Below are 23755 nucleotides of genomic sequence, written 5' to 3'. Positions count from 1 at the left end.
CTTGCTCCGCCCCAGGATGACGAAGGAAACGATCGCCGCGGCGCAATCACCCGGCCTTCGCTTCGCTCCGGCCACCCTCTCCCCGGTGGGGAGAGGAGGGGGCGCCCATGGATAGCTTCCGCTCCAAGATCATCCCGGTCACCACGATCCTCGCCGGTGTGGTCGTGCTCTGGTATATCTTCGCCGTTATCCTCAACGCGCCGTTCCAGCGCGATATTGACAGCCGGGCCAACGAAACACCCGGCGCGGTCGAGTTCATTGGCAAGACGCTGTCGCAGCCGAAGCCGACGCTGCCGGCGCCGCACCAGGTGGCGGTGAATTTCTTCGAAAACACCTTCCTGCGATCCGTCACCTCGAACCGCAGCCTGGTCTACAACGCCTGGGTAACGCTGTCCTCGACGCTACTCGGCTTTGCCTTCGGCACCGCGCTCGGCATCGTCATCGCCGTCGGCATCGTGCATGTGGCGACGCTCGACCGCAGCCTGATGCCGTGGATCATCGCGTCGCAGACCATTCCGATCCTGGCTGTGGCGCCGATGATCATCGTGGTGCTGGCGGCGATCGGCATCACCGGCCTGATCCCCAAGGCGCTGATCTCGACCTATCTGTCGTTCTTCCCCGTCGCCGTCGGCATGGTGAAGGGCCTGCGCTCGCCGGAGCTCATGCATCTCGATCTCATGCATACCTACAATGCCAGCCCCTCGCAGACTTTCTGGAAGCTGCGCGTGCCGGCGTCGGTGCCGTTCCTGTTCACGTCGATGAAGGTGGCGGTGGCGGCGAGCCTTGTCGGCGCCATCGTCGGCGAGCTGCCAACGGGCGCCGTCGCCGGCATCGGCGCGAAATTGCTCGCCGGCGCCTATTACAGCCAGACCATCGATATCTGGTCGGCTTTGGTCGCAGGCTCGATCGTCGCGGCGCTGCTGGTGATGGTGGTGGGAATTGCCGGACGCCTGGTCGACCGCGCCATGGGCGGGAGGCCGGCATGACCTGGTTGAAGCCCTCGTGGCAGGCTTTGCTCGCCATCCTTCTTTGCCTGGTCGCCCTCGCCCTCGGCGTGATGTCGAAACCGGAAGCCGCGGCTTTGGCAGACCCCGCCGCCGCCGTTGCCTATCCCTATATGGGCGCAAAAGACCTGATCGTCGGATTGCTGCTGCTCGCGGCACTGGTCTCGATGGTGAGGCTCACGCCGATCGCCGAAGCCGTGCTGCTGTTCCTCGGCGCCCATGCCGCGGCCTGGCTCTTGATCAAGGGCATAGCCGGCTTCGAGGGCACGGCGCTGGCGCCCTATTTCCTGCTGCTTGCCGCGGCCTGGCTGCTTGCCTGGCGTTGCGTCGCCTTGCTCGCGTCGCTGCGCCCGGCGCAGGGCTGGGCCAAGACGGCGCTGCGCCTGATCATCCCGGCGATCTTCGGCGCCTGGATCCTGATCATCTGGGAAGCGGTGACGCGCGGCGCCGGCATTCCCTTCATCCTTCTGCCGCCGCCGAGCGCCATCGGCGCGCGCATCGCCAACTCGCTGCCGATCCTGGGGTCGGATGTGCGGCAGACGATCTTCAAGGCGGTGCTCATCGGCTATATCGTCGGCAATCTCGCCGGCTTCGCCGTCGCCATCCTTGCCGACCGCGTGCCGTTCCTGCGGCGCGGGCTCTTACCGATCGGTAACATGGTGTCGGCGCTGCCGATCATCGGCGTAGCACCCATCATGGTCATGTGGTTCGGCTTCGACTGGCCGTCCAAGGCCGCGGTGGTCATCATCATGACCTTCTTCCCGATGCTGGTGAACACGGTCGCGGGGCTCGCCGCCTCCGGGCATATGGAGCGCGACCTGATGCGCACCTACGCATCGGGCTATTGGCCGACCTTGCTAAAGCTCAGGCTGCCGGCGGCAATGCCGTTCATCTTCAATGCGCTGAAGATCAACTCGACGCTGGCGCTGATCGGCGCCATCGTCGCGGAGTTCTTCGGCACCCCTGTCGTGGGCATGGGATTCCGCATCTCGACGGAAGTCGGGCGGATGAACATCGACATGGTGTGGGCCGAAATCGCAGTTGCAGCACTTGCGGGTTCGGTCTTTTATGGCGTGGTCGCTCTCATCGAGAGAGCCGTCACGTTTTGGCACCCCTCTGTCCGAGGTGGATAGGGGTGGTGGGTTTGGGTACTAACTTCAGAGGGTAATAAGATGAAAAGACTGCTGATTTCTGCTCTGGCCGGCGCGATGTCGCTGGCCGCCTTCCAGGCGATGGCCGCCGACAAGCTGACACTGCAATTGAAATGGGTCACGCAGGCCCAGTTTGCCGGCTACTATGTCGCCAAGGCCAAGGGCTTCTATGACGCCGAAGGCCTCGATGTCGACATCAAGCCGGGCGGCCCGGATATCGCGCCCGAGCAGGTGATTGCCGGCGGCGGCGCCGACGTCATCGTCGACTGGATGGGCGGCGCGCTCGCGGCCCGCGACAAGGGCGTGATGCTCGTCAACATTGCCCAGCCGTTCAAGAAGGCAGGCATGGAACTGGTCTGCCCGAAGGGCGGCCCGATCAAGACGGAAGCCGACTTCAAGGGCCACACGCTCGGCGTCTGGTTCTTCGGCAACGAGTATCCGTTCTACGCCTGGATGAACAAGATCGGTCTCAAGACCGAAGGCGGCCCGGACGGCGTCACCGTGCTCAAGCAGAGCTTCGACGTGCAGCCGCTGATCCAGAAACAGGCCGACTGCATCTCGGTGATGACCTACAACGAATACGGCCAGGTGCTGGACGCCGGCTACAAGCCCGAAGACCTGGTCGTGTTCAACTACTCGGCCATGGGCAACGACCTTCTGGAGGATGGGCTCTACACGCTTGAGGACAAGCTGAAGGACCCGGCCTTCGAGGACAAGATGGTGCGCTTCGTGCGCGCCTCGATGAAGGGCTGGAAATACGCCACCGAGAACACCGACGAAGCGGCCGGCATCGTCGTGGACGCCGGCGGCCAGGACGAGAACCATCAGAAGTTCATGATGAAGGAAGTGGCCAAGCTGGTCGACAATGCCGACGGCAAGCTGATCCCGGCCGCCTATGAGCGCACCGCCAAGGCGCTGCTCGACCAGAAGATCATCAGCAAGGAGGCGAGCGGCGCCTACACGACCGCGATCACCGACAAGGCGATCAAGTAACGTCGAGCTTGCACAGCTGACATTGAAAGGGGCGGGCGACCGCCCCTTTTTCGTTGCCTGCGGTAAAATAACCGTGTGCCGGGATACAAAGTGCCGCCCAACCGTTTCAGTGACGCATCCGCGCGCCGGGGAGCCGCGCGGGATGCTGTCATCAACGGAGGTTGTTCATGCGCATCCTGTCCGTGCCGATGCTTTCGGCCTTAGCCGTCTCGACCGCCTTCCTTCTCGCTTCGCCAGCCATGGCCGAGACGATGAAGTTCAAGGCGACACTCGACGGCAGCCAGCAGAGCCCGCCCGTGACGACCAAGGGCAAGGGCACCGCGACACTCACCTATGACACAACCAAGAAGAAGCTCACCTGGAACGTCAAATATTCCGGTCTCAGCGGACCGGCCGTGGCCGCTCATATCCACGGCCCGGCGGATATGGGCGCGAATGCGGATCCCGTGATCCCGTTCAAGAAGTTGAAGAGCCCGATGAAGGGGTCGGCGACGCTGACCGACGCACAGGCGGCCGATCTCGAGGCCGGCAAGTACTACGTCAACGTCCACACCGCCGCGAACAAGGACGGCGAGATTCGCGGGCAGATCGAGAAGGCGATGTAAAAACGCAAAAGGGGCGGTTCACCGCCTCTTTTGTCGTGCAGGTAGAAAGGCGGGAGACTGCCTTTCGCCTTATGCCTTGTCGCGGATCTGGGTCAGCGTGCGGGTCGGCGTGATCGCTTCGGGATCGAGCCTGATCTCGATGATCGCCGGTTTGCCGCTGGCGCGCGCGCGCTCGAAGGCCGGCGCGAAGTCGGCTGTCTTCTCGACCGTCTCGCCATGGCCGCCATAGGAACGGGCAAGTGCTGCAAAGTCCGGGTTCTTGAGCGTGGTGGCGACGACGCGGCTCGGATATTCGCGCTCCTGATGCATGCGGATCGTGCCGTAGATGCCGTTGTTGACGACGATGACGATGATCGGCAAATCGTACTGGACAGCGGTCGCGAACTCCTGGCCGTTCATCAGGAAGCAGCCGTCGCCGGCGAAGGCGACCACCGTGCGATCGGGGAATAGCGACTTGGCGGCAACCGCGGCGGGCGTGCCGTAGCCCATCGAGCCGGAAGTGGGTGCCGCCTGCGTGCCGAAGCGGCGGGTGCGGTAGAAGCGATGCACCCAGGTGGCGTAGTTGCCGGCGCCGTTGGTGAGGATGGCATCCTCCGGCAGAACCTTTCCTAGATAGTCCATGATCGGACCCATCTGGACGGAGCCCGGGCCGGTCTGCGGCGGCGTCGACCATTCCAGATAGGCGGCATGCGCCTTTTCCGTCTCAGCCGCCCAGGAAGGCTTGGCGGCCGGCTTACGCCTGGCGAAAGCCTCGACGAAGGCGGCGGGTGAAGCATTGATCGCAATCGTTGGCCGATAGACGCGGCCGAGCTCGCCGGCATCGGCATGGACATGCACCAGCGCCTGGTCGGGGTAGGGGCTTTTCAGCAGCGTGTAGTCTGAAGACGGCATCTCGCCCAGGCGGCCGCCGAGCAAAAGCACGACGTCGGCCTGCTTGATCCGCTCCGCCAGCTTCGGGTTGATGCCGATGCCGACATCGCCGGCATAGTTCGCATGCAGATGATCGAACAGCATCTGGCGGCGGAAGGAGCAGCCGACGGGCAGCGACCACGTCTCGGCGATCGAGCGCATATGCGCCACCGCCTCCTCGTTCCAGCGCGTGCCGCCCAGAATGACGAACGGCCGCCTGGCGTTGGCGAGCAGCATTTGCAGCGCATCGAGCTCCGCTTCGCCTGGGCGAGTTTCGACCGGCGTGTGCGGCAGCGCTTGCGGCGCCTCGACCTCGCTGGTCAGCATGTCCTCGGGCAGCGAGATGACGACCGGGCCAGGGCGGCCGGAGGTCGCGACGGCGAAGGCGCGGGTGACGAATTCAGGGATGCGCGCGGCATCGTCGATCTCGACCACCCATTTGGTGATATCGCCGAAGAAGCGCTTGTAGTCGACCTCCTGAAAGGCCTCGCGTTCCTTGGCATGGCTGGCGACCTGGCCGATGAACAGGATCATCGGCACGGAATCCTGCATCGCGATATGAACGCCGGCCGAGGCGTTGGTGGCGCCGGGGCCGCGGGTGACGAAGCAGATGCCGGGTTTGCCGGTCAGCCGGCCCTGGCAGTCGGCCATCATCGCGGCGCCGCCTTCCTGGCGGCAGACGATGGTGCGAATCGAGGAGTCATGCAGCGCGTCGAGCACCGCGAGATAGGATTCGCCCGGAACGCAGAAGATGCGGTCGGTGCCGTTCGCTTCGAGCGCCTCGACGATCAGTTGTCCGCCGGTCTTCATTTTGCTCTCTCCAGTTCGGCAAGGATTTCGTCCGTGTGCTCGCCGAGACGCGGCGAGGGGCGCTCATAGACCAGCGGCGTGCCCGACATGACCATCGGCGCGCGCACGGAAGGCAGGCGGTTGCCATGGCCGTCGTCGAGGTCGAGCCGCATGCCGCGCGCGATCGTCTGCGGGTCGGCGAACATCTGGCCAATCGTGTTGATCGGACTTGCGGGCACGCTGGCCGCTTCCAGCTTCGCCAGCAGCGGGTCGCGGTCCAGCGTCGCCAGCGTCTCGATGATCCGTTCGCGCAGTTTTACGCGGTTGGTGACGCGCGCCGGGTTTGTGGCAAAGTCGGGGTTTGACGGCAAGTCGGCTAGGCCGACCGCGGCGCAGAACTTGCCGAACTGGCCGTCATTGCCGACCGCCAGGATGATGTGGCCGTCGCGCACCGGCAGCACCTCGTAGGGCGCGATGTTCATATGCGCATTGCCCATCTGCACCGGCGACTTGCCGGAGACCAGATAGTTGAGGTTCTGGTTACCGAGCGCCGAGATCTGGCTGTCGAACAGCGCCATGTCGATGTGCTGGCCTTCGCCGGTCTTTTCGACGTGGCGAAGTGCGGCCTGGATGGCGATCACCGAATAGAGGCCGGTGAAAAGGTCCGAGATGGCGACGCCGGCTTTCTGCGGCTCGCGGCCCGGCTCGCCGGTGATCGACATCATGCCGGCCATGGCCTGGATGATGAAGTCATAGCCCGCGCGTGGCGCGTAAGGGCCGTCCTGGCCAAACCCTGTGATCGAGCAGTAGACGAGGCGCGGATTGATCGCCTTCAGGCTTTCGTAGTCGAGGCCGTATTTCTTCAAACCGCCGAGCTTGAAGTTCTCGATCAGCACGTCGGCGGTGGCGACAAGCTTGCGCAGCGTGTCGGCGCCCTCCGGCTTGGAGAAGTCCACGGCGATGGAGCGCTTGCCGCGATTGCACGAATGGTAATAGGCGGCGGACAGGTTCTCACCGTCATGGCCCATGACGAAGGGTGGACCCCATTTGCGGGTGTCATCGCCGCCGTCCGGGCTCTCGACCTTGATGACATCGGCGCCGAGATCGGCGAGCAGCTGTCCGGCCCAGGGGCCGGCCAGGATGCGGGCAAGTTCGATAACGCGGATGCCTTTCAGCGGAGGTTCGGCCATGGATCACCGTGTTCTAACGAAACGCTGCCTCTAGCAACACGCACCCGCCGTGTCACGACCCATGCTGTAGGCCAAGCCGGTCACGACTTCAGCACGCTGTCCGCCCACGCGGCAAAATCGTTCATGACGGCGTCGCGGTTGATCTCGTTCAGGCTTTCATGGCGGGTCTCGGCGTAAACCTTTGAAACCAGATTCGAAAAACTCATCGCCCGCATACGCTTGGCGAGATGGTGGACCGCCTTGCCGTAGTCCGAGGCCGGGTCCTTCTCGCCACCGATCAGGTTGAAGTGGAGATCGCGGCGCACATCGGCGAAGCTGGAATCCTTGCCGGCGTGCTGCGCCATGTTGACCACGTCGCGCCACATCGACACCGAGGCGTCCCAACCGCAGAGCGGGTCGGCGACATATTTGTCGACCTCGACCGGATCGCGCGACAACCAGTCGAACAACGTCCGGTGGTTGGGCACCGCCTTGCCCCAGGCCTGGAAAGTGAGCTTGGGCAGAAGGCGCGACGGCACATCGGAGCCCAGCCGCATCCGCTCCCATCCCAGGATCAGCAGCGCCAGCTGGCCGAGCAGCCCTTGCGAGAAATTGCCGTTCCAGATCGCGGCGGCATGGACGCGTTGCGAGTGGCGCAGCACGAAGTTCAGCGCGATCGAAGCGCCGAGCGAATGTCCAAAAGCGATCACCGGCAGTCCCGGATGCTCTCTTGCGATCAGGTCGTGCACGGCGTCGACATCGGCGACCACCTTGGCGACGCCGTCAACATCCGCGAACTTGCCGAGCGGCGCTTCTGGCGCCTTGGTCGTGCCATGGCCGCGATGGTCATGGGCGTAGACATGGAAACCGTGCCCGCTCAGGAAATCGGCGAAGCGCGCATAGCGCGCCGCGTGCTCGGCCAGTCCGTGGTTGATCTGGACCACGGCGCGCGGTTTTCCTGAGGCTTCTTTCACATAGAGGTTGAGCTCGGCCCCTGTCGGAGAGGCCAGCCTGGTCTGCTTGTCGAATGGCATATCTCGCTCCCTCGGCGACTGTTGGGCGAGGCTTTTGCCGGCGTCAAGTGGATGAGGCGTTTGACGATATGCTAGGCTGGAAATCCCGTCGTCTCGCGGAGACCGCGAGGGGAGCGTGCGATTTCGCGGATTGGCAGCGGTGAGATTTGGGGATTGTTTTCTTCGCGTCGTGAAAAAGATCGCAATTCTGACACGTCGCCTGTTCTAGTGTGACGAATCCAATACGGATCAATGATCGCCGGGAGAGCGGAATGCGGGTTTGGGCATTGTGGGGATCGATGGTGCTGGTTCTGGCCGCCGCCGGCGCGGCGCAGGCCGACGTAAAGCTGAGCGGCACGTTCGTGGCCGACAGCGCCTGTCCGGCGACGCAGGCCATCAAGAACGGCAAGAACCCCGGCAACATCTCGACCGAGGCAGGCAAGAGCTACGAGGTTCTTGCCGGCAACAAGGACGAGCCCACCCATTATCTCATCCAGGTGCCAGGCGCTGATCCCGAGCGGCGCTGGGTGAAGATCAGCTGCGGCCATGTTACCGGCGGCAATGCGGCGACCACGCCGGCGCCGTCCGGCCAGACCAAGCCGTCGGCTTCCGGAAAACCCGAATATGTCTTTGCGCTGAGCTGGCAGCCGTCTTTCTGCGAGACCAAGGCAAGCAAGCCCGAATGCAAGGCCCAGAGCCCCAGCGAGTTCGATGCTTCGCACTTCACGCTGCACGGGCTGTGGCCGCAGCCGAACGGCAATTTCTATTGCCAGGTGTCGGCAAGCGACAAGGCCAACGACAATCCGGCGCATTGGGGAGACCTGCCGCCTGTCGACCTCGACACCAACACGCGCACCGAGCTCGACCAGGTGATGCCGGGCACGGCCTCCAAGCTGGAGCGGCACGAATGGATCAAGCACGGCACCTGCTACGGCAAGAGCCAGCAGGAGTATTTCTCCGACGCGCTCAACCTGATGCGGGCGGTGAACGCCTCGGCGGTGCGCGACCTCTTCACGAAAAACATCGGCAAGCAGCTGACCTCGGATCAGATCCGCGGCGCCTTCAACGCGGCCTTCGGCGCCGGCGCCGGCGACCGCGTGCGCGTCTCGTGCCTGATCGATCCGTCGAGCGGCAGGCGTCTGATCGGCGAATTGACGCTTGGCCTGTCCGGGCCGATCGGGCCCGACAGCAAGCTCGCCGATCTGTTGATGGCGTCGGCGCCGACGGGCAAGGCCGGTTGCCCGAAGGGCACGGTCGACGCGATCGGGTTCCAGTAGGCGGCAGTTGTTATTTGGTCAGGCGGTTCTCGGGGCCGCCTGCAGGATGATCGCCTCGCTGCCGGGTTCGCCGACCACGCGGTCGCGGCCGCTCAATTTGGCCTTGTAGAGGCGCTGGTCGGCTAGCGCGAAGATGTCGGCCAGAGACTGCGTCGTCTCGCTGACGGTGGAGACGCCGGCGCTCACCGTGATGTTGAAGCGGCTGGTATGCGCCGAGGTCTTGGTCGCGTTCCTGATGGTCTCGCCGAGAAGCCTGGCCGGCGCATGCGACTGTTGCGTCAGAACGGCGAATTCCTCGCCACCGATGCGGAATACCTGGTCGTTGCCGCCAACCGTCTCGGCCAGCAGAGCGGCCACCGATTTCAGCACCTTGTCGCCCTCGGCGTGGCCGAAGCGGTCATTGATCGACTTGAAATGGTCGACGTCGACGATGAGCAGGCTGAGCGGCTTGCCGATCCTGATGGCGGCGGAGACGGCGGACTCGCCGTCGGCATCGAAGCTGCCGCGGTGCAAGAGTCCGGTGAGGCCGTCGCGGCCGACATATTTGATCAGTGCCTCATAGCGCTCGCGATAGGTGAGGGTATCGAAAATATCGGAGAGGCCGCGCGGCACGGCGATATCGTTGTCCTCGACCCATCTAAGATAGGCGACGAGCATGCCGCTGTAGGCGAGCGCCGCGCCCATCTTGGCGAACCAGCCGCCGAAGAAGACCTCGATCGGCGCGCCGGCGACGAAATGCAAGGCGGTGAAGAAACCGGCCTGATCGAAGGTGAGAACGCAGGCGACCGATGCGAGGATACGGACAAATGGCCTCGAGCGCAGATAAGCGCCGAGCTTCTCGTAGAGCAGGATGATCAGGATGGCGTCGATGAAGAGCAGCGAAGTGCCCCAGACCATCAGCCAGCCCATCTCGTCGATGAAAGCAATATCGGGAACACGGCCATCCGGGAGCGGCGCTATCGCATGCAGGCGCAGGATCAGCACCAGGCCGATCATCAGGGCGTTGCCGAGCAGCAGGCCGTAGATCGGCTGGCGGACGGTCGCCGCGTCCTCCTTCATATAAAGCAGCAGCAGCATGACGAGCTTGCCGGAGAACAGCACGGCGGAGCCCGGCGACACCAGCCCGAACGGCAGCGCGACATAGAAGACGCTGGCCAGATAGGTTTCGAGGAAGTGCATGACGCCGAGCGCGCAGATGAACACGCCAAGGCCGATGCGGCGCCGGAAGCGGAAAAGCGTGACCATGGCGCCGAAATAAAGAACCGCTTCGGCAAGGAGCAGGACACCGTTCAGCACGTCGTCGATCCGATCTTTCCCGAAACCGCGGCATGGCCACGATTTCCCAACCTATTTAGCGTTTTGCAGACGAATGGTTAACCACTGATTTCATGCCATCGCCGGCCGCGGCGAAAAGCCGTGGACGGAGTCAGGGCGCAAAACCGGCGAATGCGAAGCGTTTGACGGCTGCGGCGCCGAAAGCGATTGCCGTTCGGCGCTTCATCGCCTACATAGCGCGCAACCCCCATCCACCTTGACACTAGTTTCCAGGGAAAGCGCGCGTGGCTCGCCAGTTCATCTATCACATGTCCGGCCTGTCGAAGGCCTATGGCACCAAGAAGGTGCTCGATAACGTTCACCTGTCCTTCTATCCGGACGCCAAGATCGGCATTCTCGGCCCCAATGGCTCGGGCAAGTCGACGATCCTGCGCATCATGGCCGGGCTCGACAAGGAGTTCCAGGGCGAGGCGTGGCTGGCCGAGGGCGCGACCGTCGGCTACCTGGCGCAGGAGCCGCAGCTCGACAACTCCAAGACCGTGCGCGAAAACGTCATGGACGGCGTCGCCAGGAAGACCGCCATCATCGAGCGCTACAACGAGCTGATGATGAACTATTCCGACGAGACGGCGGACGAGTCCGCCAAGCTCCAGGACGAGATGGACCGCCTCAACCTGTGGGACCTCGAACAGCAGGTCGAGATGGCGATGGACGCGCTGCAGTGCCCACCGGCCGATTCCGAGGTGACGAACCTGTCAGGCGGCGAGCGCCGCCGCGTGGCACTGTGCCGCCTCCTGCTCGAACAGCCCGACCTTCTGCTGCTCGACGAACCGACCAACCATCTCGACGCCGAGACCACGCAGTGGCTGGAAAAGCACCTGCGCGACTATCCGGGCTCGGTGCTGATCATCACCCACGACCGCTACTTCCTCGACAACGTCACCGGCTGGATCCTCGAGCTCGACCGCGGCCGCGGCATCCCCTACGAGGGCAACTACACGAAGTATCTCGACGCCAAGGCCAAGCGCCTGATCCAGGAAGGCCGCGAGGACGACGCGCGCCAGAAGTCGATCTGGCGCGAGCGCGAATGGATCCAGTCCTCGCCGAAGGCGCGCCAGACCAAGTCCAAGGCGCGCATCAAGGCCTATGAGGAACTGGTCGAGCAGTCGCAGAACCGCAAGCCGACCGACACGCAGATCGTCATCCCGTCGAGCGAGCGCCTCGGCAATGTCGTCATCGAGGTCGAGGGCCTCAACAAGGGCTTCGGCGACGAGCTCCTGATCGAGAACCTGTCCTTCAGGCTGCCGCCGGGCGGCATCGTCGGCGTCATCGGCCCGAACGGCGCCGGCAAGACGACGCTGTTCAAGACCTTCACTGGCGCGGAAAAGCCGGATGCCGGTTCGATCCGCATCGGCGAGACGGTCAAGCTCGGCTATGTCGACCAGAGCCGCGACGCGCTCGATCCGAACAAGACGGTGTGGGAAGAGATCTCCGGCGGCGCCGAGGTCATCAAGCTCGGCAAGCACGAAGTCAACAGCCGCGCCTATTGCTCGTCCTTCAACTTCCGCGGCGGCGACCAGCAGCAGAAGGTCGGCAACCTGTCCGGCGGCCAGCGCAACCGCGTGCATCTGGCCAAGATGCTGAAGAACGGCGGCAATGTGCTGCTGCTGGACGAACCGACCAACGACCTCGACACCGAAACGCTGGCCGCGCTGGAAGACGCGCTCGAAGCCTATGCCGGCTGCGCCGTCATCATCAGCCACGACCGCATGTTCCTGGACCGCATGGCCACCCATATGCTCGCCTTCGAGGGCGACGCGCATGTCGAATGGTTCGAAGGCAATTTCGAGGAATATGAGAAGGACAAGCTGCGCCGCCTCGGCGCCGAAGCGGCAGCCCCGCACCGCATGACGCACAAGCGGCTGACGCGGTAACATCAGTCCAAAAGGGCGGCGAACAGGAGCGAGGTTCTCAAATGGCCGACTGGTCCGCCGCCCAGTATCTGAAGTTCGAGGACGAGCGCACGCGGCCCGCGCGTGATCTCGTGGCGCAAGTTCCAGTCGGTTTTCCGCGCCGCGTCGTCGATATCGGCTGCGGTCCGGGCAACTCGACGGAGCTTCTGGTCGAGCGCTGGCCGGATGCCCAGGTCAGCGGTTTCGACACTTCGCCCGACATGATCGAGAAGGCGAGGGCGCGGCTGCCAAACGTCAATTTCGAGCTGGCGGACGCCGCCAAATGGCAGCCCGAGCATCCGGTCGACGTCATCTTCGCCAACGCCGTCTTCCAGTGGCTGCCGGAGCATCCGGCGGTGTTTCAGCGATTGATGGGGCTGCTGGCGCCGGGCGGCGCCTTGGCCGTGCAGATGCCCGACAATCTTGGCGAGCCTTCGCACCAGCTGATGCGCGAGACCGCGGCGGAAGTGCCATTCGCGGCCAAGCTCGAGGGCGCCGCGCGCGGGCCGCTGCCGCCGGTGTCCTTCTATTACGATCTGTTGTCGCCGCTCGCCGACCGGCTCGACATCTGGCACACGGCCTACAACCATCCGCTGGCCGATGCCGAGGCGATCGTCGAGTGGGTCAAGGCGACGGGCCTGAAGCCCTTTCTCGATCCGCTCGACGCGGATGAGAAGAAGCTGTTTCTCGACAGCTACACGGCCAGGATCGCCAAGGCCTATCCGAGGACGGCGAACGGCAAGGTGCTCTTACGCTTCCCGCGCATCTTCATCGTCGCCAAGCGAGCCTGAGCTATTCCGACAAAGCGTTTCGCCGCGATGCCAGCAAGGGTTGCCGATTTAAGCTGGCATAAACCGGCCAAATGCGACAAGGGTTGCGCCGGGCCATTTCCGCGCCCACATCAGAGCCCGTTACGGCCGGGCCTAGAGCGTTTCAGGAAAACGCTGAAACGCTCTATCTATTTGCTTCAACGCAATTCCGGACGGAAAGCCGGTTCCCACCTTTCCTGGAATTGCTCTAGACGGATTGGACATGCATCGCGTCATCATCAGCGGCATCGGCGCCGAAATCCCTGAACCCGTCATCACCAATGAAGAGCTGGTCGCCAGCTTCAACAGCTGGGTCGACACCGAGAATGTGCGCCGCGCAGCAACCGGCGAAGCGCTGCTGCAGAAATCGGACAGCGACTTCATCGTGCATGCCTCGGGCGTGAAGAGCCGCCATGTCATCGAGCGCGAAGGCATTCTCGATCCAGCCCGCATGACGCCGCGCATTGCGGCGCGGCCGGACGACGCGCTGTCGCTGGAGGCGGAGTTCGGCATCGCCTCGGCCAGGAAAGCGCTTGCCCATGCCGGGGTCGATGGATCGGACATCGATCTGGTGATCTGCTCGGCCTCGCATCATCAGCGGCCCTATCCGGCCATCGCCATCGAGATGCAGGATGCGCTCGGCACCAAGGGCGCCGGCTTCGACATGGGGCTGGGCTGCTCTTCCGCGGCCGCCGCGCTGCATGTCGCCGTCAACCTGGTCAGGGCCGGAGCGCACAACCGCATCCTGGTGTCGACGCCCGAAATCATCACCGGCCATCTCAACTTCCGCGACCGGCAGACGCATTTCATCTTCGGCGACGCCTCGGTGGCCATGGTCGTCGAGGGGCTGGCGCAGGGCGAGAAGCGACCGGGCCGTTTCGAGGTGCTCGACACCCGCACCTGGACGCAGATGTCGAACAACATTCGCACCAATCTCGGCTACCACACCCGCACCGCCCAGGACGATCCTTACATGATCAACCTGGAGGGCAACCTCATCAAGCAGGTCGGCAACAAGGTGTTCAAGGAAGTGACCGTCGCCGGCCAAAAGTTCATCGTCGAGTTCCTGGCCGAGCACGGGCTGACACCGCAGGGCATCCGCCGCTTCTGGCTGCACCAGGCTAATGCGCGCATGAATGCGATGATCCTGAAATTGTCGTTCGGCCACGACGTCGATCACGACCGCGCGCCGATGGTGCTGGAGCGGCTCGGCAACACGGCGGGCGCCGGCGCAATCGTGGCGCTGTCGGAGAACCATGCCGACATGAAGGCCGGCGATTTCGGCCTGATCTGTGCCTTCGGCGCCGGCTATTCGATCGGCGGCGCGCTGCTGCGCATGCTTTGAATTTCAACGCATCCTTCAAGCCGGCGCGAAGGGCACCAGCATCGGCACGCGCCTGGCGTAGTCGTCATAGGCCGGGCCGAGCTCGCTGCGCAGGAAGCTCTCTTCCAGCCTCGCCTTGACGACCACGCCGACGAGCAGCAGGGCGGCGCCGGCGACGCCCCAGAGCGTACCCTTGACCGCCATGGTGGCGAGGATCGACAGCAGCAGGCCGGTATAGATCGGGTGGCGGACGAGGCCGTAGGGGCCGGTATCGACGACGCGGTGATCAGCCTTGGCGGTGACGTTGGCCGACCACAGGCGGCCGAGATGCAGCCGCGCCCACCAGGCGAAGGCAATGCCGATAGCGATCAGGGCAACGCAGCTCCAGGCCTCGACGAGCGTCGGCATCCAGAGCCGCATCCGGCCGACATAGCCATGCGCCGGCACGAACAGCAGCGCCGTACCGGCCACCCAAAGTATCCGGTATCTCACCTCCGCCTTGAGATCCGCCCGCTTTTGCGCCGGATCGGCCCAGGATGCGGCAAGGAGCCAGGAAACCAGCCAGAACAGCCACAGCGCGGCGACAGCTTGTCCTACCTGCATGATCGAACCTCTCGTCTGCCTCGCGTTTAAGACGGCGCGGCAGACGAAGGAAAGTCAAAGCCGGTAAGAATGTCGTGATCAAACCGGTGCCGTTACGCTGCGGCCATTGCCGCCGCGACAAGCGCTTCGCCCGAATATTGCCGGCCACCGATTCCCCAACCGCCGTCAGGGGCGTTGAGGATGTTGATCCAGGTGTTCTCCGGCTGGTGGCCCGGCACGCAATATTGGGCAACGATCCTGGTGGCGGCCGCGATGAAGGCCCCGCGTGCCTCGTTGGTAGGCAGGCCGATATTCGGCAGCTTCAATTCCACCATGACGACGGGTCGGTTGGCGCCGTCGGCATAGATGCGATCAATCGGCAGGATATGAACCGTTCCGCCGACGATTGCGGTGAAGAATGAATTCCCGGTGGCCCCGGAGGCTTCGATGAGGGCGGCACTGAGGCGAGGCAGGATTTCGCGTTCCCCGGTTGCGGTCAGCACGCCCTCGGGCGCGGTCACGGTGATCGGCATGTTGGTTCTCCTTCGTGCTGCGGATGGTTCGCTTGTCAGGTTACGTATTGATTGTTACGTTACCAGGAGGCGATGAGTCAACCGGTTTCGTATCGATCACTATGGAAGACCTTGAAAAATCACGCGGCGGCAGGCCGCGCGCGTTCGACCCGGAGGCAGCGCTCGACGCGGCGATGCTCTTGTTCTGGGAACACGGCTATGAGGCGACCTCGCTTGCCATGCTGCGCGAGGCCATGGGCCTGACGCCGCCGCAGATCTACAACGCCTTCACCGACAAGGAGACTCTGTTCCGCCGCGCGCTGGCGCGATACCACGAGAGGGAGATCGGCTTTGCGCTGGATGCGCTAGGCGCGCCGGTGACTGCCGAGGAGGCGATCCGGTTATTGCTGATGGGGGCGGCACAAGCTTATACGCGGCCGAACAAGCCCGGCGGTTGCCTGTTCATCAGCGGCGCGCTGGCGACATCGCCGCAGGCGCAGGGCGTGGCAGATGAGCTCAAGGCCTATCGCAAGGCGGCCGAAGCTGCGATCGCGGCGCGGCTGGCCAAAGCGCGTCAGGCCGGCGAGCTGCCTGCGGGTCTGCCGGTCGAACGGCTGGCCAAATATCTGACTGGCGTCATGAACGGAATGTCGATCCAGGCTCGTGACGGCGCTCCGGCCGATGACCTGCGCGCCATGGCCGAGACCGCTCTTGCCGCATGGGCGATCGAAGTGCAAAAGGCGGTTCGACCCACGGAATGAAACCGATGCCGGAACTGTTTCCCACCGCCGAATCCGCCGCTGACATCGTGCCCGGCCGCAAGCTGGCCGCAAAGGCAGCGGCGCTCTATGCCGCTCCGCACGATCATTTCGAGACGAGGCCGGTCGAGGAGCTGCAGCTCGGCTTCGATGGCATCGCCGGCGACTTCCATGGCGGAACGACGCGGCGTTCCGGCGGGCGCGAGCCCTGGTATCCGCGCGGCACCGAGATGCGCAACGAGCGGCAATTGTCGCTTGTCGCCGCCGACGAGCTCGCCATCGTCGCGCAACGCATGGGGCTCGAGCAGATCAGGCCGGAATGGATCGGGGCCAATCTTCTGGTCGAAGGCGTGCTGCATCTTTCGATGCTGCCGGCCGGCTCGCTGATGTTCTTCAAGGGCGGGGTGACGCTCAAGGTCGACGGCCAGAACAAGCCGTGTCGGTTCGCAGGAAAATCGATCGCCGAGCATGTCGGCGCCGCGGATCATGACGCCACCGCGCTGCTCTTCCCGAAGGAGGCGAAACGGCAGCGCGGCCTTGTCGCCTGGGTCGAAAAGCCGGGCGTCATAAGAGCCGGCGAAGAGATTTCCGTGCGCGTGCCGGAGCAGTGGATCTATCGGTGAGGGGGAGGCCACGCCGTGCAGGGCGGCATGGCCGAGTGTTCCGGGCAGATCAGGGATAGCGCACCGCGCTCGACCAGGCCGGATCCTCATGCCTTTTCCAATAGAGCGCCATCAGCCGCTCGGTGATTGGACCGACCTTGCCGTCGGCGACAGGCGCGCCGTCGATCGTCGTGACCGGCATGACGCCGCCAGCAGTCGAGGTGATGAAGACCTCGTCAGCCGCCTTGAGCGCGGCGACGCTGACATCGGCGGCCAAAGCCGAAAGGCCGGCCTCGGCGCACAGGTCGAACACGGTGCGGCGCGTGATGCCGGGCAGCACGCCGACCGCGGGCGTCGACAGCTTGCCATCCTTGACACAGAAGACGTTGAAGCCCGGGCCTTCGGCGACATTGCCGTTGAAGTCGAGGATCAGCGCGGTGTCGGCGCCGCGGTCATAGGCATCGTAAAGGCCACGGACGAGATCGAGCCAATGGTAGTTCTTGATCGAGGGATCGATCGAGGCGGGCGGAATGCGCACCTTGTCGCTGATCGCGACATGCAGGCCATTGCGCAATTGCCCGGCATTGGCAACCGAGCCGAACGGGACGGCGAAAGCCATGAAGCGGTTGATTGCCTGGCGCGGATCGCGGCTGAAGGTCGGCGAGGCGCCGCGTGTGCACAGCATCTCGACGTAAGCCGCGCGGTGGCCCGACAGCGCGACGCAATTGTGAAGGATTTCGGCAACGCCGTCGCGATCGAACGGGGTCGTCATGCGCAGCTTCTCCAGCCCGCCGAAGAAGCGGTCGAGATGCAGGTCGAGGCGGAAGAAGCGGCCGTCCCAGACATGGACCGTGTCGTAGGTGGCGTCGGAATGCAGAAAGCCCCAGTCCAGCACCGAGACCTTGGCCTGCGACATCGGCAAATATTGCCCGTCGAGGAAGGCAACGCCGTCGGGATAGGCATGCGGGTCGAGATGGCGTCCGGAGAGAAAGGGAAACGGCTTGGCTGGCGTGGCGGCGGCCTGGCTCATTTCATTCCTCCTCGAGTGTTCCGGCGAGGCAGGCTAGCGTCCGGTCGCGGATGCAGTAGAGCCACGCAGGCAGCGCTGCTTGGCCTCATTCGTCCTCGTCGTCCTCCTCGAGCAGCCGCGTCGCCCTCCAGCGGGTGAGCACCACATTAGTCTGCTCGATGACGAAGAAACGCGCCGAATCCCGATCGTAGCCTTCGGCGAGCAGCTTTTCGTAATCGGTATGGGCATGGCGGATATGGGCGATGGTTGCCAGCCACACCGCGATCGTCGGAGGCAAGGTCTTCATGTGCACGGAACCGGCCTCTGTGCGGATCTTTTCCATGTCGGCATAGGGCGCGAGCGGCAAAAGCGCGGTCAGCGCCTTGGCAATGGCGCGGCGGCGGCCGGTGGGGGCGCTCATTTCTCGTCGCGTCCGGCAATAGTCGCTTCGGGGAAGGCATCGGTCGAAGCATAATAGGGCTTGATGTCGATGACCGGCGTGCCGTCCAGCACGTCGATGGCGTCGATCTCGACCCGGCCGGCCTCGATGTCGAGCGCGACGAGCTTTGCCACATGCAGGCCGACAGGGTTCGGCCGGGCAGGGGAGCGCAGCGAGAAAACGCCTTTCGGTTCAGCCGCATGGCGCGGTTTCTGCACGATCAGATTCCGCGGCGCGTGCTGGAGCCAGGACAGGATGACGACGTGGCTGGCGCGGTCGAGGTTGCGCAGCCCCGGGCGATACGGCTCGTCGATCAGGACGGTCGCGGCCCGTCCGGATTCGCGGGCGGCACGCATGTTCCTGGGGCACTCCTCGCGGCTCGCCCAGGGCGAAACAATGCGGCCGACAAAGACGACATGGCCGTCCGGCCGCAGTTGCGCCGGATCGGTTGCAAGAAGCGTTTCACCTTCGCGCGTCTCAAACATCCTCTTCATCCTCTGGAGCGCCGCCCGCCCGGCGCGGATCACGGCTGCGCCATTTTCTTGTCCGGAAGCGACATAGGTGCTTGCCAGAGTTTCAAAATCGACATAAACATATCTTTATATCTTTCAACGAGAACCCGCTCATGCATGTCTCGCTCGACACAATGGTAGATACATTGAAGGCGGCCGCCGAATCCAGCCGGCTGCGCATTCTGGTGCTGCTGTCGCGCGGCGATCTTACCGTCTCCGACCTCACCGAGATCCTCGGGCAGTCGCAGCCGCGCGTCTCGCGCCATCTGAAGCTGCTGCTCGATGCCGGGCTGATCGGTCGCTACCAGGAAGGATCCTGGGCCTTTTTCAGGCTGACCGATACGGACAATTCGCGCGACTTCGTGCAGCGTCTGGTTTCCGGCATCAGCGAAACCGATCCGCAGGTGGTGCGCGATCTGGAAAGGTTGGCATCGGTCAAGCGCAAGCGGCAGGACCGCGCCGCCGAGTATTTCTCCGAGAACGCCGCGAGCTGGGATCACATCCGCTCGCTGCACGTCCCGGACCGCGCGGTGGAAGCGGCGCTGCTCAAGCTGGTCGGCAAGCGGCCGTTCCAGTCGATGCTCGACCTCGGCACCGGCACGGGCAGGCTGCTCGAAATCTTCGCGCCGCTCTACCGGCGCGGCGTCGGCATCGACATGTCGCGCGAGATGCTGACGGTCGCGCGCGCCAATCTCGACAAGGCCGGCGTCGCCAATGCGCAGGTGCGCCAGGGCGACATCTTCTCGCCGCCGGTCGAGCGCAACGCCTTCGACCTCGTCACCATCCACCAGGTGCTGCACTATCTCGACGATCCGGCCCGCGCCATCGCCGAGGCGGCGCGGCTGCTGCGCCCGTCCGGCCGGCTGATCGTCGTCGACTTCGCGCCGCACGCGCTCGAATTTCTGCGCGACCAGCATGCGCATATGCGGCTTGGTTTCTCCGACCGCCAGATTTCGGAGTGGTTCGCGGAGGCCGGGCTCGACCTCGAGGACAGCCAGGAATTCGAGCCGCGCGGCGGCAACGAAGCAAGGCTCACCGTCAAACTCTGGCTCGGCCGTGACCGCCGCCTGCTGATCGCCGACCCGTCCAACGATTCTTTGCCAGTAAGGGAAACAGCCTGATGAACCAATTCCGCTTTTCCCGCCGCCCCGACATCGGCGACAAGGTCAGGGTGTCGTTCGAGTTCTTCCCGCCGAAGACCGACGAGATGGAAGCAAGGCTGTGGGACACGGTCACCCGGCTGGAGCCGCTCAAGCCGAAATTCGTCTCGGTGACCTATGGCGCCGGCGGCTCGACGCGCGAGCGCACGGCGCGCACGGTCAAGCGCATCCTCAACGAGACGACGCTGACGCCAGCGGCGCATATGACCTGCGTCGACGCGGCGCGAGACCAGGTCGACGCCGTCATCAAGGAATTCGCCGACATGGGCGTCAAGCGCTTCGTGGCGCTGCGCGGCGATCCGGCGGCCGGTGTGGGGACCATCTATCGCCCGCATCCGGACGGTTACGCCAACGGCGCCGAACTGGTCGGCGCGCTGAAGAGCGCCGGCGATTTCGATATCTCGGTCTCGGCCTATCCGGAAAAGCATCCGGAAAGTCCGGATTTCGCCACCGACATCGACATGCTGAAGCGCAAGGTCGACAATGGCGCGACGCGGGCGATCACCCAGTTCTTCTTCGACAACGATCTCTATGAACGCTATGTCGAGCGCGCGCGGCGCGCCGGCATCTACATCCCGATCGTGCCGGGCATCCTGCCGGTGCACAATTTCACCCAGGTCGCGAATTTCTCGTCGCGCTGCGGCGCGCTGGTGCCGGCATGGCTGGCCGAGCGTTTCGAGGGGCTGGAGAACGATCCGCAGACACATGCGCTCGTGGCCTCGGCCGTGGCGGCGGAGCAGGTGCTCGACTTGGTCGAGCGTGGCGTCGGCGACTTCCATTTCTACACGATGAACCGCGCCGACCTCGTCTTCGCCGTCTGCCACATGATCGGCATCCGCTCGCATGAAGCAGAGGCGGCCGGTTCGGCAGCGGCTTGAGGCGAGCGGCGACGGGAGTCAGTTGTAAAGGAAAAGGCCGGGTCGAACCCGGCCTTCTCGAACTGTTTGGACTATCCTCGGTGCTTGGTCTTCCCGGCTTTGGCGGGTCAGGGAAGAACGCCTATGATAAGGGCACCGATGAATGCGAATGCGGCACAAATCATCAAAGCGTTGATTGGCCTCGTCAGTCCCATGCCATAGCCTCCTTTTCAGAGCTATGACAGGAGTCTAGGGTCATTTGTGCCACAGGCAAGCGGAAAACGTGCTGCATTGCGACATGATTGTGGAATTTGCGACTTCGAATTTACCGTTAGCCGTTGAAACTCTTCGGCAAAAACCGCCTCCGCGGTTGTGAATAAATTGTGGCGGCGGTGTGGCATGACACCGCTACCATTTGCCGAAGAGCCGTCCGTCGATGGTGATGAGGCCGAGTCCGATCAGCGTCATGCCGCCGATCTCGAACACCGCCAGCCGCTCGCCGAGGAAGAGGAAGCCGAGCAGCACCGCGCTGACCGGCACGACCAAAGTGACCAGCGAGGCATTGGTGGCGCCGGCCGAGGCGACGAGATTGAAATAGAGGATGTAGGCGAAGGCGGTGGAAAGCAGCGCCAGCGCCAGCGTGGCCGCCCAGACCGACGGAGAAGCGGCAAGTAGCCCAGCCGGGCCGTAAGCGATCAGCACGACAGGGATCATGATGATGGTCGATGCGGTCAGCTGTCCGGTGGCGATCACCGGCGAGGGCACGCCCTTGAAGCGGCGCGCGATCATCAGGGCGACGGCGTAGGAAAGCGAGGCGCCGATCAGCGCGAACTTGGCCCAGACCGGGCCGCCAAGCCCAGCAAGCAGGCCGGGGCCGATCATCACCGCCGTTCCGGCAACACCGAGCGCGATACCGGCCAGCTTGTTCCAGGACAGCTTTTCGTCGGTGGTGAGCGCGTTGGCCAGGATCAGTGTCCAGAACGGCGTCGTGGCGTTGAGCACCGAGGCGACGCCGGCGCCGAGTTGCGTCTGGCCGGCGAAGATCAGCGAGAAGGGGACGACGTTGTTGGTGAGCGCCAGCAGGAAGAACAGGCCGGCATGCGGGAAGGCGAGACGGAAGGAAGGACCGCGAATCGCCAGATAGAGCTGAAGCGCGATCGCGGCGATGGCGACGCGGAACAGCACCAGCGCCAGCGGATGGATCTCGGATACGGCAATGCGGGCAAAGAAGAACGAACCGCCCCAGATTGCGCCGAGCAAGAGAAGCTGCGCCCAATCCCTGAGCGCCATCGGTCCGCGCGTCGGCGCGGCGCCGGCTATGGTGGACATGTCTTGTTCCTCCCGGGGGCTGACCGCAATCTCAGCCCGTCAAACACCAACCGATATCGGGTTCGACAGCAAGAGCCACCCGAATCCTGACCGCTGGTTTAGCGTCGGCAAAGACTTGCGCCGGCCGCGCGCGATGGCCAGACACAGAACTGTTTTCTTTGGCGGCTAGCTAGGATTAATTGTGCGCGCTCCAGACTTGAGGATTCGTCAATGCAGCGATTCGAAAATGCCCGCGAGGCGGCACTGGCGCTTCGTCCGGACGATCCGGTCTACTGCTTTCGCCCGCAGGTGCTGAAGGCGGATGCCTTGCAGTTCATGGGCATGTTTCCCGGCAAGACCGCTTATGCGGTGAAGACCAATGGCGAGCAGATTGTGCTGAGGACATTGGTTGAAGCCGGCGTCGGCACATTCGACGTCGCTTCGCCGGGCGAGTTCGCGGCCGTGCGTGCTGTCTCGGCGGATGCCGAGATGCTCTACATGCATCCGGTCAAGGCGCAGTCGGACATCAAGCTGGCGCTCGAGAAATACGGCATCCGGGTGATCTCGCTCGACCATGAGGACGAGATCACCAAGCTGACGCGCGTCGTGCGGGCGCTCGATATCGACCCGGGCGCCATCACCGTCTTCGTGCGCATCCAGACCAAGGGCCACGCGGCTTACGAACTGTCGAAGAAATTCGGCGCCGGCCCGGCCAACGCGGTCGAGCTTGCCGAGCGGCTCAACCGCACCGGCTACAAGGTAGGTCTTTGCTTCCACGTCGGCAGCCAGATCGAGGATCCCGACACCTATGAACGGGCGCTGGCCTCGGCCGACTGGGTGCGCAACCGGCTGACCTTCGATATCGCCGGGCTCGATGTCGGCGGCGGCTTTCCGGCCGAATACGGCCACGATCCCAACCGCAAGCTGGTCGAGATGCCGTCGCTCGGCCAGCTGATGTCGCGGCTTGCCGGCGACCTGAAAGAGTATCAGTTCGACCAGATACCGCTGGTGGCGGAACCCGGCCGCGTGATCGTAGCGCGTTGCCTGTCGCTGATCGTGCGGGTGCTGCTGCGCAAGGGAAAGCGGCTCTACATCAATGACGGCATCTGGGCGTCGCTGTCGGATTCGTGGACCGGCAAGATCACGTTGCCGGCGCGCTTCATCCCCGATCCCGCAATCCGCACGCGCAACGGCGACGAAAACACCATCGTGCCGTTCAAGGTCTGCGGCGCGACCTGCGATTCCGTCGACATCCTGTCCAGGCCATTCTGGCTGCCGGAAACGGTCGACACCGGCGACTGGATCGAGATCGGCCATATAGGGGCCTACTCGCTGTCGCTCAGGACACGCTTCAACGGCTTCTTCCCAGATACATTCGTCGAGGTGACGACACCCTTCGACGAGGGCGACGCGCCGCAAGGGTTCGCGAGCCTGGAGACCATGGCGGACTAGAGCGTTTCACCGCTTGATTGAATCGGAAGGGATTCCCGCTCGGTTGGATTTGTGATTCAAGATGCTGGCTGGATTGGAGGCCAGCATCAGATGGTTCGACCTCTTTCCGACGATCTGCGCGAGCGGGTTGTGGCGGCTGTTTTGAGCGGCGAGAGCCGCCGGTCAGCTGCCAAGCGGTTCGGTATTGCGAATTCAACGGCGGTGAAGTTATTGCAGCGCCATCAGGCGACCGGCTCGATAGCGCCTGGCAAGATGGGTGGACATCGCAAGAGGGTGCTGGAGCCGCACCGTGCC

The 23755-nt window shown here is 64.1% G+C and carries 23 protein-coding genes and 1 pseudogene; 14 read left to right on the top strand and 10 right to left on the bottom strand.

Annotated elements, in window-relative coordinates; translation table 11 throughout:
• The first annotated feature begins 107 nt into the window (after window positions 1–107).
• The 4 genes from DPM33_RS10310 to DPM33_RS10295 all read left to right on the top strand — a co-directional run bounded on the left by DPM33_RS10310 (window position 108) and on the right by DPM33_RS10295 (window position 3753).
• A complete protein-coding gene (locus DPM33_RS10310; RefSeq protein WP_112097332.1) occupies window positions 108–986 on the top strand; it encodes an ABC transporter permease in 879 nt (292 codons plus the stop codon).
• Window positions 983–2137, top strand: coding sequence for an ABC transporter permease (locus DPM33_RS10305; protein ID WP_112097331.1), 1155 nt, complete (start codon window positions 983–985; stop codon window positions 2135–2137). The genes DPM33_RS10310 and DPM33_RS10305 overlap by 4 nt, the downstream gene beginning before the upstream one ends.
• Window positions 2138–2176: 39 nt before the next feature.
• Window positions 2177–3148: an ABC transporter substrate-binding protein gene (locus DPM33_RS10300; RefSeq protein WP_112097330.1), complete on the top strand. Its 972-nt coding sequence runs from the start codon at window positions 2177–2179 to the stop codon at window positions 3146–3148.
• A 167-nt stretch (window positions 3149–3315) separates the two neighbouring features.
• On the top strand, window positions 3316–3753 hold the full coding sequence (locus tag DPM33_RS10295) for a CHRD domain-containing protein (protein ID WP_112097329.1): 438 nt from the start codon (window positions 3316–3318) through the stop codon (window positions 3751–3753).
• 69 nt (window positions 3754–3822) lie between these two features.
• On the opposite strand, the gene DPM33_RS10290 is transcribed toward DPM33_RS10295, so the two are convergent.
• The 3 genes from DPM33_RS10290 to DPM33_RS10280 all read right to left on the bottom strand — a co-directional run bounded on the left by DPM33_RS10290 (window position 3823) and on the right by DPM33_RS10280 (window position 7654).
• Window positions 3823–5472, bottom strand: coding sequence for a thiamine pyrophosphate-binding protein (locus DPM33_RS10290; RefSeq protein ID WP_112097328.1), 1650 nt, complete (start codon window positions 5470–5472; stop codon window positions 3823–3825).
• Window positions 5469–6641: a CaiB/BaiF CoA transferase family protein gene (locus DPM33_RS10285; RefSeq protein WP_112097327.1), complete on the bottom strand. Its 1173-nt coding sequence runs from the start codon at window positions 6639–6641 to the stop codon at window positions 5469–5471. The genes DPM33_RS10290 and DPM33_RS10285 overlap by 4 nt, the downstream gene beginning before the upstream one ends.
• Before the next feature lie 80 nt (window positions 6642–6721).
• Window positions 6722–7654: an alpha/beta fold hydrolase gene (locus tag DPM33_RS10280; RefSeq protein WP_112097326.1), complete on the bottom strand. Its 933-nt coding sequence runs from the start codon at window positions 7652–7654 to the stop codon at window positions 6722–6724.
• 251 nt (window positions 7655–7905) lie between these two features.
• On the opposite strand from DPM33_RS10280, the gene DPM33_RS10275 reads away from it, so the two are divergent.
• Window positions 7906–8910, top strand: a complete 1005-nt coding sequence (locus tag DPM33_RS10275; RefSeq protein WP_112097325.1) for a ribonuclease T2 family protein — start codon at window positions 7906–7908, stop codon at window positions 8908–8910.
• A gap of 18 nt (window positions 8911–8928) precedes the next feature.
• On the opposite strand, the gene DPM33_RS10270 is transcribed toward DPM33_RS10275, so the two are convergent.
• Window positions 8929–10206, bottom strand: coding sequence for a GGDEF domain-containing protein (locus DPM33_RS10270; protein ID WP_112097324.1), 1278 nt, complete (start codon window positions 10204–10206; stop codon window positions 8929–8931).
• 263 nt (window positions 10207–10469) lie between these two features.
• Here DPM33_RS10270 and ettA point away from each other — a divergent pair, with 263 nt between their 5' ends.
• The 3 genes from ettA to DPM33_RS10255 all read left to right on the top strand — a co-directional run bounded on the left by ettA (window position 10470) and on the right by DPM33_RS10255 (window position 14291).
• Window positions 10470–12119, top strand: coding sequence for an energy-dependent translational throttle protein EttA (ettA, locus tag DPM33_RS10265; protein ID WP_112097323.1), 1650 nt, complete (start codon window positions 10470–10472; stop codon window positions 12117–12119).
• Window positions 12120–12160: 41 nt separating this feature from the next.
• Entirely contained in the window at window positions 12161–12928 is a 768-nt protein-coding gene (tam, locus tag DPM33_RS10260) for a trans-aconitate 2-methyltransferase (protein ID WP_112097322.1), read from the top strand.
• A gap of 241 nt (window positions 12929–13169) precedes the next feature.
• On the top strand, window positions 13170–14291 hold the full coding sequence (locus DPM33_RS10255; protein ID WP_112097321.1) for a beta-ketoacyl-ACP synthase III: 1122 nt from the start codon (window positions 13170–13172) through the stop codon (window positions 14289–14291).
• A gap of 15 nt (window positions 14292–14306) precedes the next feature.
• On the opposite strand, the gene DPM33_RS10250 is transcribed toward DPM33_RS10255, so the two are convergent.
• Both DPM33_RS10250 and DPM33_RS10245 read right to left on the bottom strand, forming a co-directional pair.
• Window positions 14307–14873 carry a methyltransferase family protein gene (locus DPM33_RS10250; RefSeq protein WP_112097320.1) on the bottom strand — a complete coding sequence of 189 codons (567 nt, stop codon included), beginning with the start codon at window positions 14871–14873 and terminating at the stop codon, window positions 14307–14309.
• Between the two features lie 92 nt (window positions 14874–14965).
• On the bottom strand, window positions 14966–15385 hold the full coding sequence (locus DPM33_RS10245) for a tautomerase family protein (protein WP_112097319.1): 420 nt from the start codon (window positions 15383–15385) through the stop codon (window positions 14966–14968).
• A 23-nt stretch (window positions 15386–15408) separates the two neighbouring features.
• On the opposite strand from DPM33_RS10245, the gene DPM33_RS10240 reads away from it, so the two are divergent.
• A complete protein-coding gene (locus DPM33_RS10240; RefSeq protein ID WP_245442099.1) occupies window positions 15409–16125 on the top strand; it encodes a TetR/AcrR family transcriptional regulator in 717 nt (238 codons plus the stop codon).
• 5 nt (window positions 16126–16130) lie between these two features.
• Window positions 16131–16745, top strand: coding sequence for an MOSC domain-containing protein (locus DPM33_RS10235; protein WP_112097692.1), 615 nt, complete (start codon window positions 16131–16133; stop codon window positions 16743–16745).
• A 49-nt stretch (window positions 16746–16794) separates the two neighbouring features.
• On the opposite strand, the gene DPM33_RS10230 is transcribed toward DPM33_RS10235, so the two are convergent.
• The 3 genes from DPM33_RS10230 to tsaA form a co-directional block, all read right to left on the bottom strand.
• Window positions 16795–17754 (bottom strand): D-amino acid aminotransferase, encoded by a 960-nt coding sequence (locus DPM33_RS10230; protein ID WP_112097317.1) that lies wholly within the window; start codon window positions 17752–17754, stop codon window positions 16795–16797.
• Window positions 17755–17839: 85 nt separating this feature from the next.
• Window positions 17840–18154 carry a DUF2293 domain-containing protein gene (locus DPM33_RS10225; RefSeq protein ID WP_112097316.1) on the bottom strand — a complete coding sequence of 105 codons (315 nt, stop codon included), beginning with the start codon at window positions 18152–18154 and terminating at the stop codon, window positions 17840–17842.
• Window positions 18151–18657, bottom strand: coding sequence for a tRNA (N6-threonylcarbamoyladenosine(37)-N6)-methyltransferase TrmO (gene tsaA / locus DPM33_RS10220; RefSeq protein WP_112097315.1), 507 nt, complete (start codon window positions 18655–18657; stop codon window positions 18151–18153). Before tsaA ends, DPM33_RS10225 begins: the two co-directional genes overlap by 4 nt.
• A gap of 140 nt (window positions 18658–18797) precedes the next feature.
• Between tsaA and DPM33_RS10215 the strand changes: the two genes are divergently transcribed.
• Together DPM33_RS10215 and metF are read left to right on the top strand one after the other, a co-directional pair.
• Window positions 18798–19805, top strand: coding sequence for an ArsR/SmtB family transcription factor (locus DPM33_RS10215; protein ID WP_112097314.1), 1008 nt, complete (start codon window positions 18798–18800; stop codon window positions 19803–19805).
• Window positions 19805–20722, top strand: coding sequence for a methylenetetrahydrofolate reductase [NAD(P)H] (gene metF, locus DPM33_RS10210; protein WP_112097313.1), 918 nt, complete (start codon window positions 19805–19807; stop codon window positions 20720–20722). Before DPM33_RS10215 ends, metF begins: the two co-directional genes overlap by 1 nt.
• Before the next feature lie 387 nt (window positions 20723–21109).
• On the opposite strand, the gene DPM33_RS10205 is transcribed toward metF, so the two are convergent.
• A complete protein-coding gene (locus tag DPM33_RS10205; RefSeq protein ID WP_112097312.1) occupies window positions 21110–22030 on the bottom strand; it encodes a DMT family transporter in 921 nt (306 codons plus the stop codon).
• Window positions 22031–22240: 210 nt separating this feature from the next.
• Between DPM33_RS10205 and DPM33_RS10200 the strand changes: the two genes are divergently transcribed.
• On the top strand, window positions 22241–23461 hold the full coding sequence (locus tag DPM33_RS10200; protein ID WP_112097311.1) for an alanine racemase: 1221 nt from the start codon (window positions 22241–22243) through the stop codon (window positions 23459–23461).
• A gap of 72 nt (window positions 23462–23533) precedes the next feature.
• Window positions 23534–23755, top strand: a pseudogene (locus tag DPM33_RS10195) (helix-turn-helix domain-containing protein); the annotation flags it as partial.

Source organism: Mesorhizobium hawassense, from assembly GCF_003289945.1.
GTDB classification, from domain to species: domain Bacteria; phylum Pseudomonadota; class Alphaproteobacteria; order Rhizobiales; family Rhizobiaceae; genus Mesorhizobium; species Mesorhizobium hawassense.
Note: the sequence above shows the minus strand (reverse complement) of the source record. Positions and strands in the feature narration are given on the sequence as shown.

What these genes read in the sequence shown, in the direction of transcription:
- DPM33_RS10290 (WP_112097328.1), bottom strand. Translation starts at nt 5,472, where the DNA reads ATGAAGACCGGCGGACAACTGATCGTCGAGGCGCTCGAAGCGAACGGC.
- DPM33_RS10215 (WP_112097314.1), top strand. Translation starts at nt 18,798, where the DNA reads ATGCATGTCTCGCTCGACACAATGGTAGATACATTGAAGGCGGCCGCC.
- DPM33_RS10280 (WP_112097326.1), bottom strand. Translation starts at nt 7,654, where the DNA reads ATGCCATTCGACAAGCAGACCAGGCTGGCCTCTCCGACAGGGGCCGAG.
- DPM33_RS10305 (WP_112097331.1), top strand. Translation starts at nt 983, where the DNA reads ATGACCTGGTTGAAGCCCTCGTGGCAGGCTTTGCTCGCCATCCTTCTT.
- DPM33_RS10225 (WP_112097316.1), bottom strand. Translation starts at nt 18,154, where the DNA reads ATGAGCGCCCCCACCGGCCGCCGCCGCGCCATTGCCAAGGCGCTGACC.
- DPM33_RS10240 (WP_245442099.1), top strand. Translation starts at nt 15,409, where the DNA reads ATGGTTCGCTTGTCAGGTTACGTATTGATTGTTACGTTACCAGGAGGC.
- DPM33_RS10310 (WP_112097332.1), top strand. Translation starts at nt 108, where the DNA reads ATGGATAGCTTCCGCTCCAAGATCATCCCGGTCACCACGATCCTCGCC.
- DPM33_RS10205 (WP_112097312.1), bottom strand. Translation starts at nt 22,030, where the DNA reads ATGTCCACCATAGCCGGCGCCGCGCCGACGCGCGGACCGATGGCGCTC.
- DPM33_RS10285 (WP_112097327.1), bottom strand. Translation starts at nt 6,641, where the DNA reads ATGGCCGAACCTCCGCTGAAAGGCATCCGCGTTATCGAACTTGCCCGC.
- tsaA (WP_112097315.1), bottom strand. Translation starts at nt 18,657, where the DNA reads ATGTTTGAGACGCGCGAAGGTGAAACGCTTCTTGCAACCGATCCGGCG.
- DPM33_RS10275 (WP_112097325.1), top strand. Translation starts at nt 7,906, where the DNA reads ATGCGGGTTTGGGCATTGTGGGGATCGATGGTGCTGGTTCTGGCCGCC.
- DPM33_RS10250 (WP_112097320.1), bottom strand. Translation starts at nt 14,873, where the DNA reads ATGCAGGTAGGACAAGCTGTCGCCGCGCTGTGGCTGTTCTGGCTGGTT.
- DPM33_RS10230 (WP_112097317.1), bottom strand. Translation starts at nt 17,754, where the DNA reads ATGAGCCAGGCCGCCGCCACGCCAGCCAAGCCGTTTCCCTTTCTCTCC.
- DPM33_RS10295 (WP_112097329.1), top strand. Translation starts at nt 3,316, where the DNA reads ATGCGCATCCTGTCCGTGCCGATGCTTTCGGCCTTAGCCGTCTCGACC.
- metF (WP_112097313.1), top strand. Translation starts at nt 19,805, where the DNA reads ATGAACCAATTCCGCTTTTCCCGCCGCCCCGACATCGGCGACAAGGTC.
- DPM33_RS10245 (WP_112097319.1), bottom strand. Translation starts at nt 15,385, where the DNA reads ATGCCGATCACCGTGACCGCGCCCGAGGGCGTGCTGACCGCAACCGGG.
- DPM33_RS10200 (WP_112097311.1), top strand. Translation starts at nt 22,241, where the DNA reads ATGCAGCGATTCGAAAATGCCCGCGAGGCGGCACTGGCGCTTCGTCCG.
- DPM33_RS10300 (WP_112097330.1), top strand. Translation starts at nt 2,177, where the DNA reads ATGAAAAGACTGCTGATTTCTGCTCTGGCCGGCGCGATGTCGCTGGCC.
- tam (WP_112097322.1), top strand. Translation starts at nt 12,161, where the DNA reads ATGGCCGACTGGTCCGCCGCCCAGTATCTGAAGTTCGAGGACGAGCGC.
- DPM33_RS10235 (WP_112097692.1), top strand. Translation starts at nt 16,131, where the DNA reads ATGCCGGAACTGTTTCCCACCGCCGAATCCGCCGCTGACATCGTGCCC.
- DPM33_RS10255 (WP_112097321.1), top strand. Translation starts at nt 13,170, where the DNA reads ATGCATCGCGTCATCATCAGCGGCATCGGCGCCGAAATCCCTGAACCC.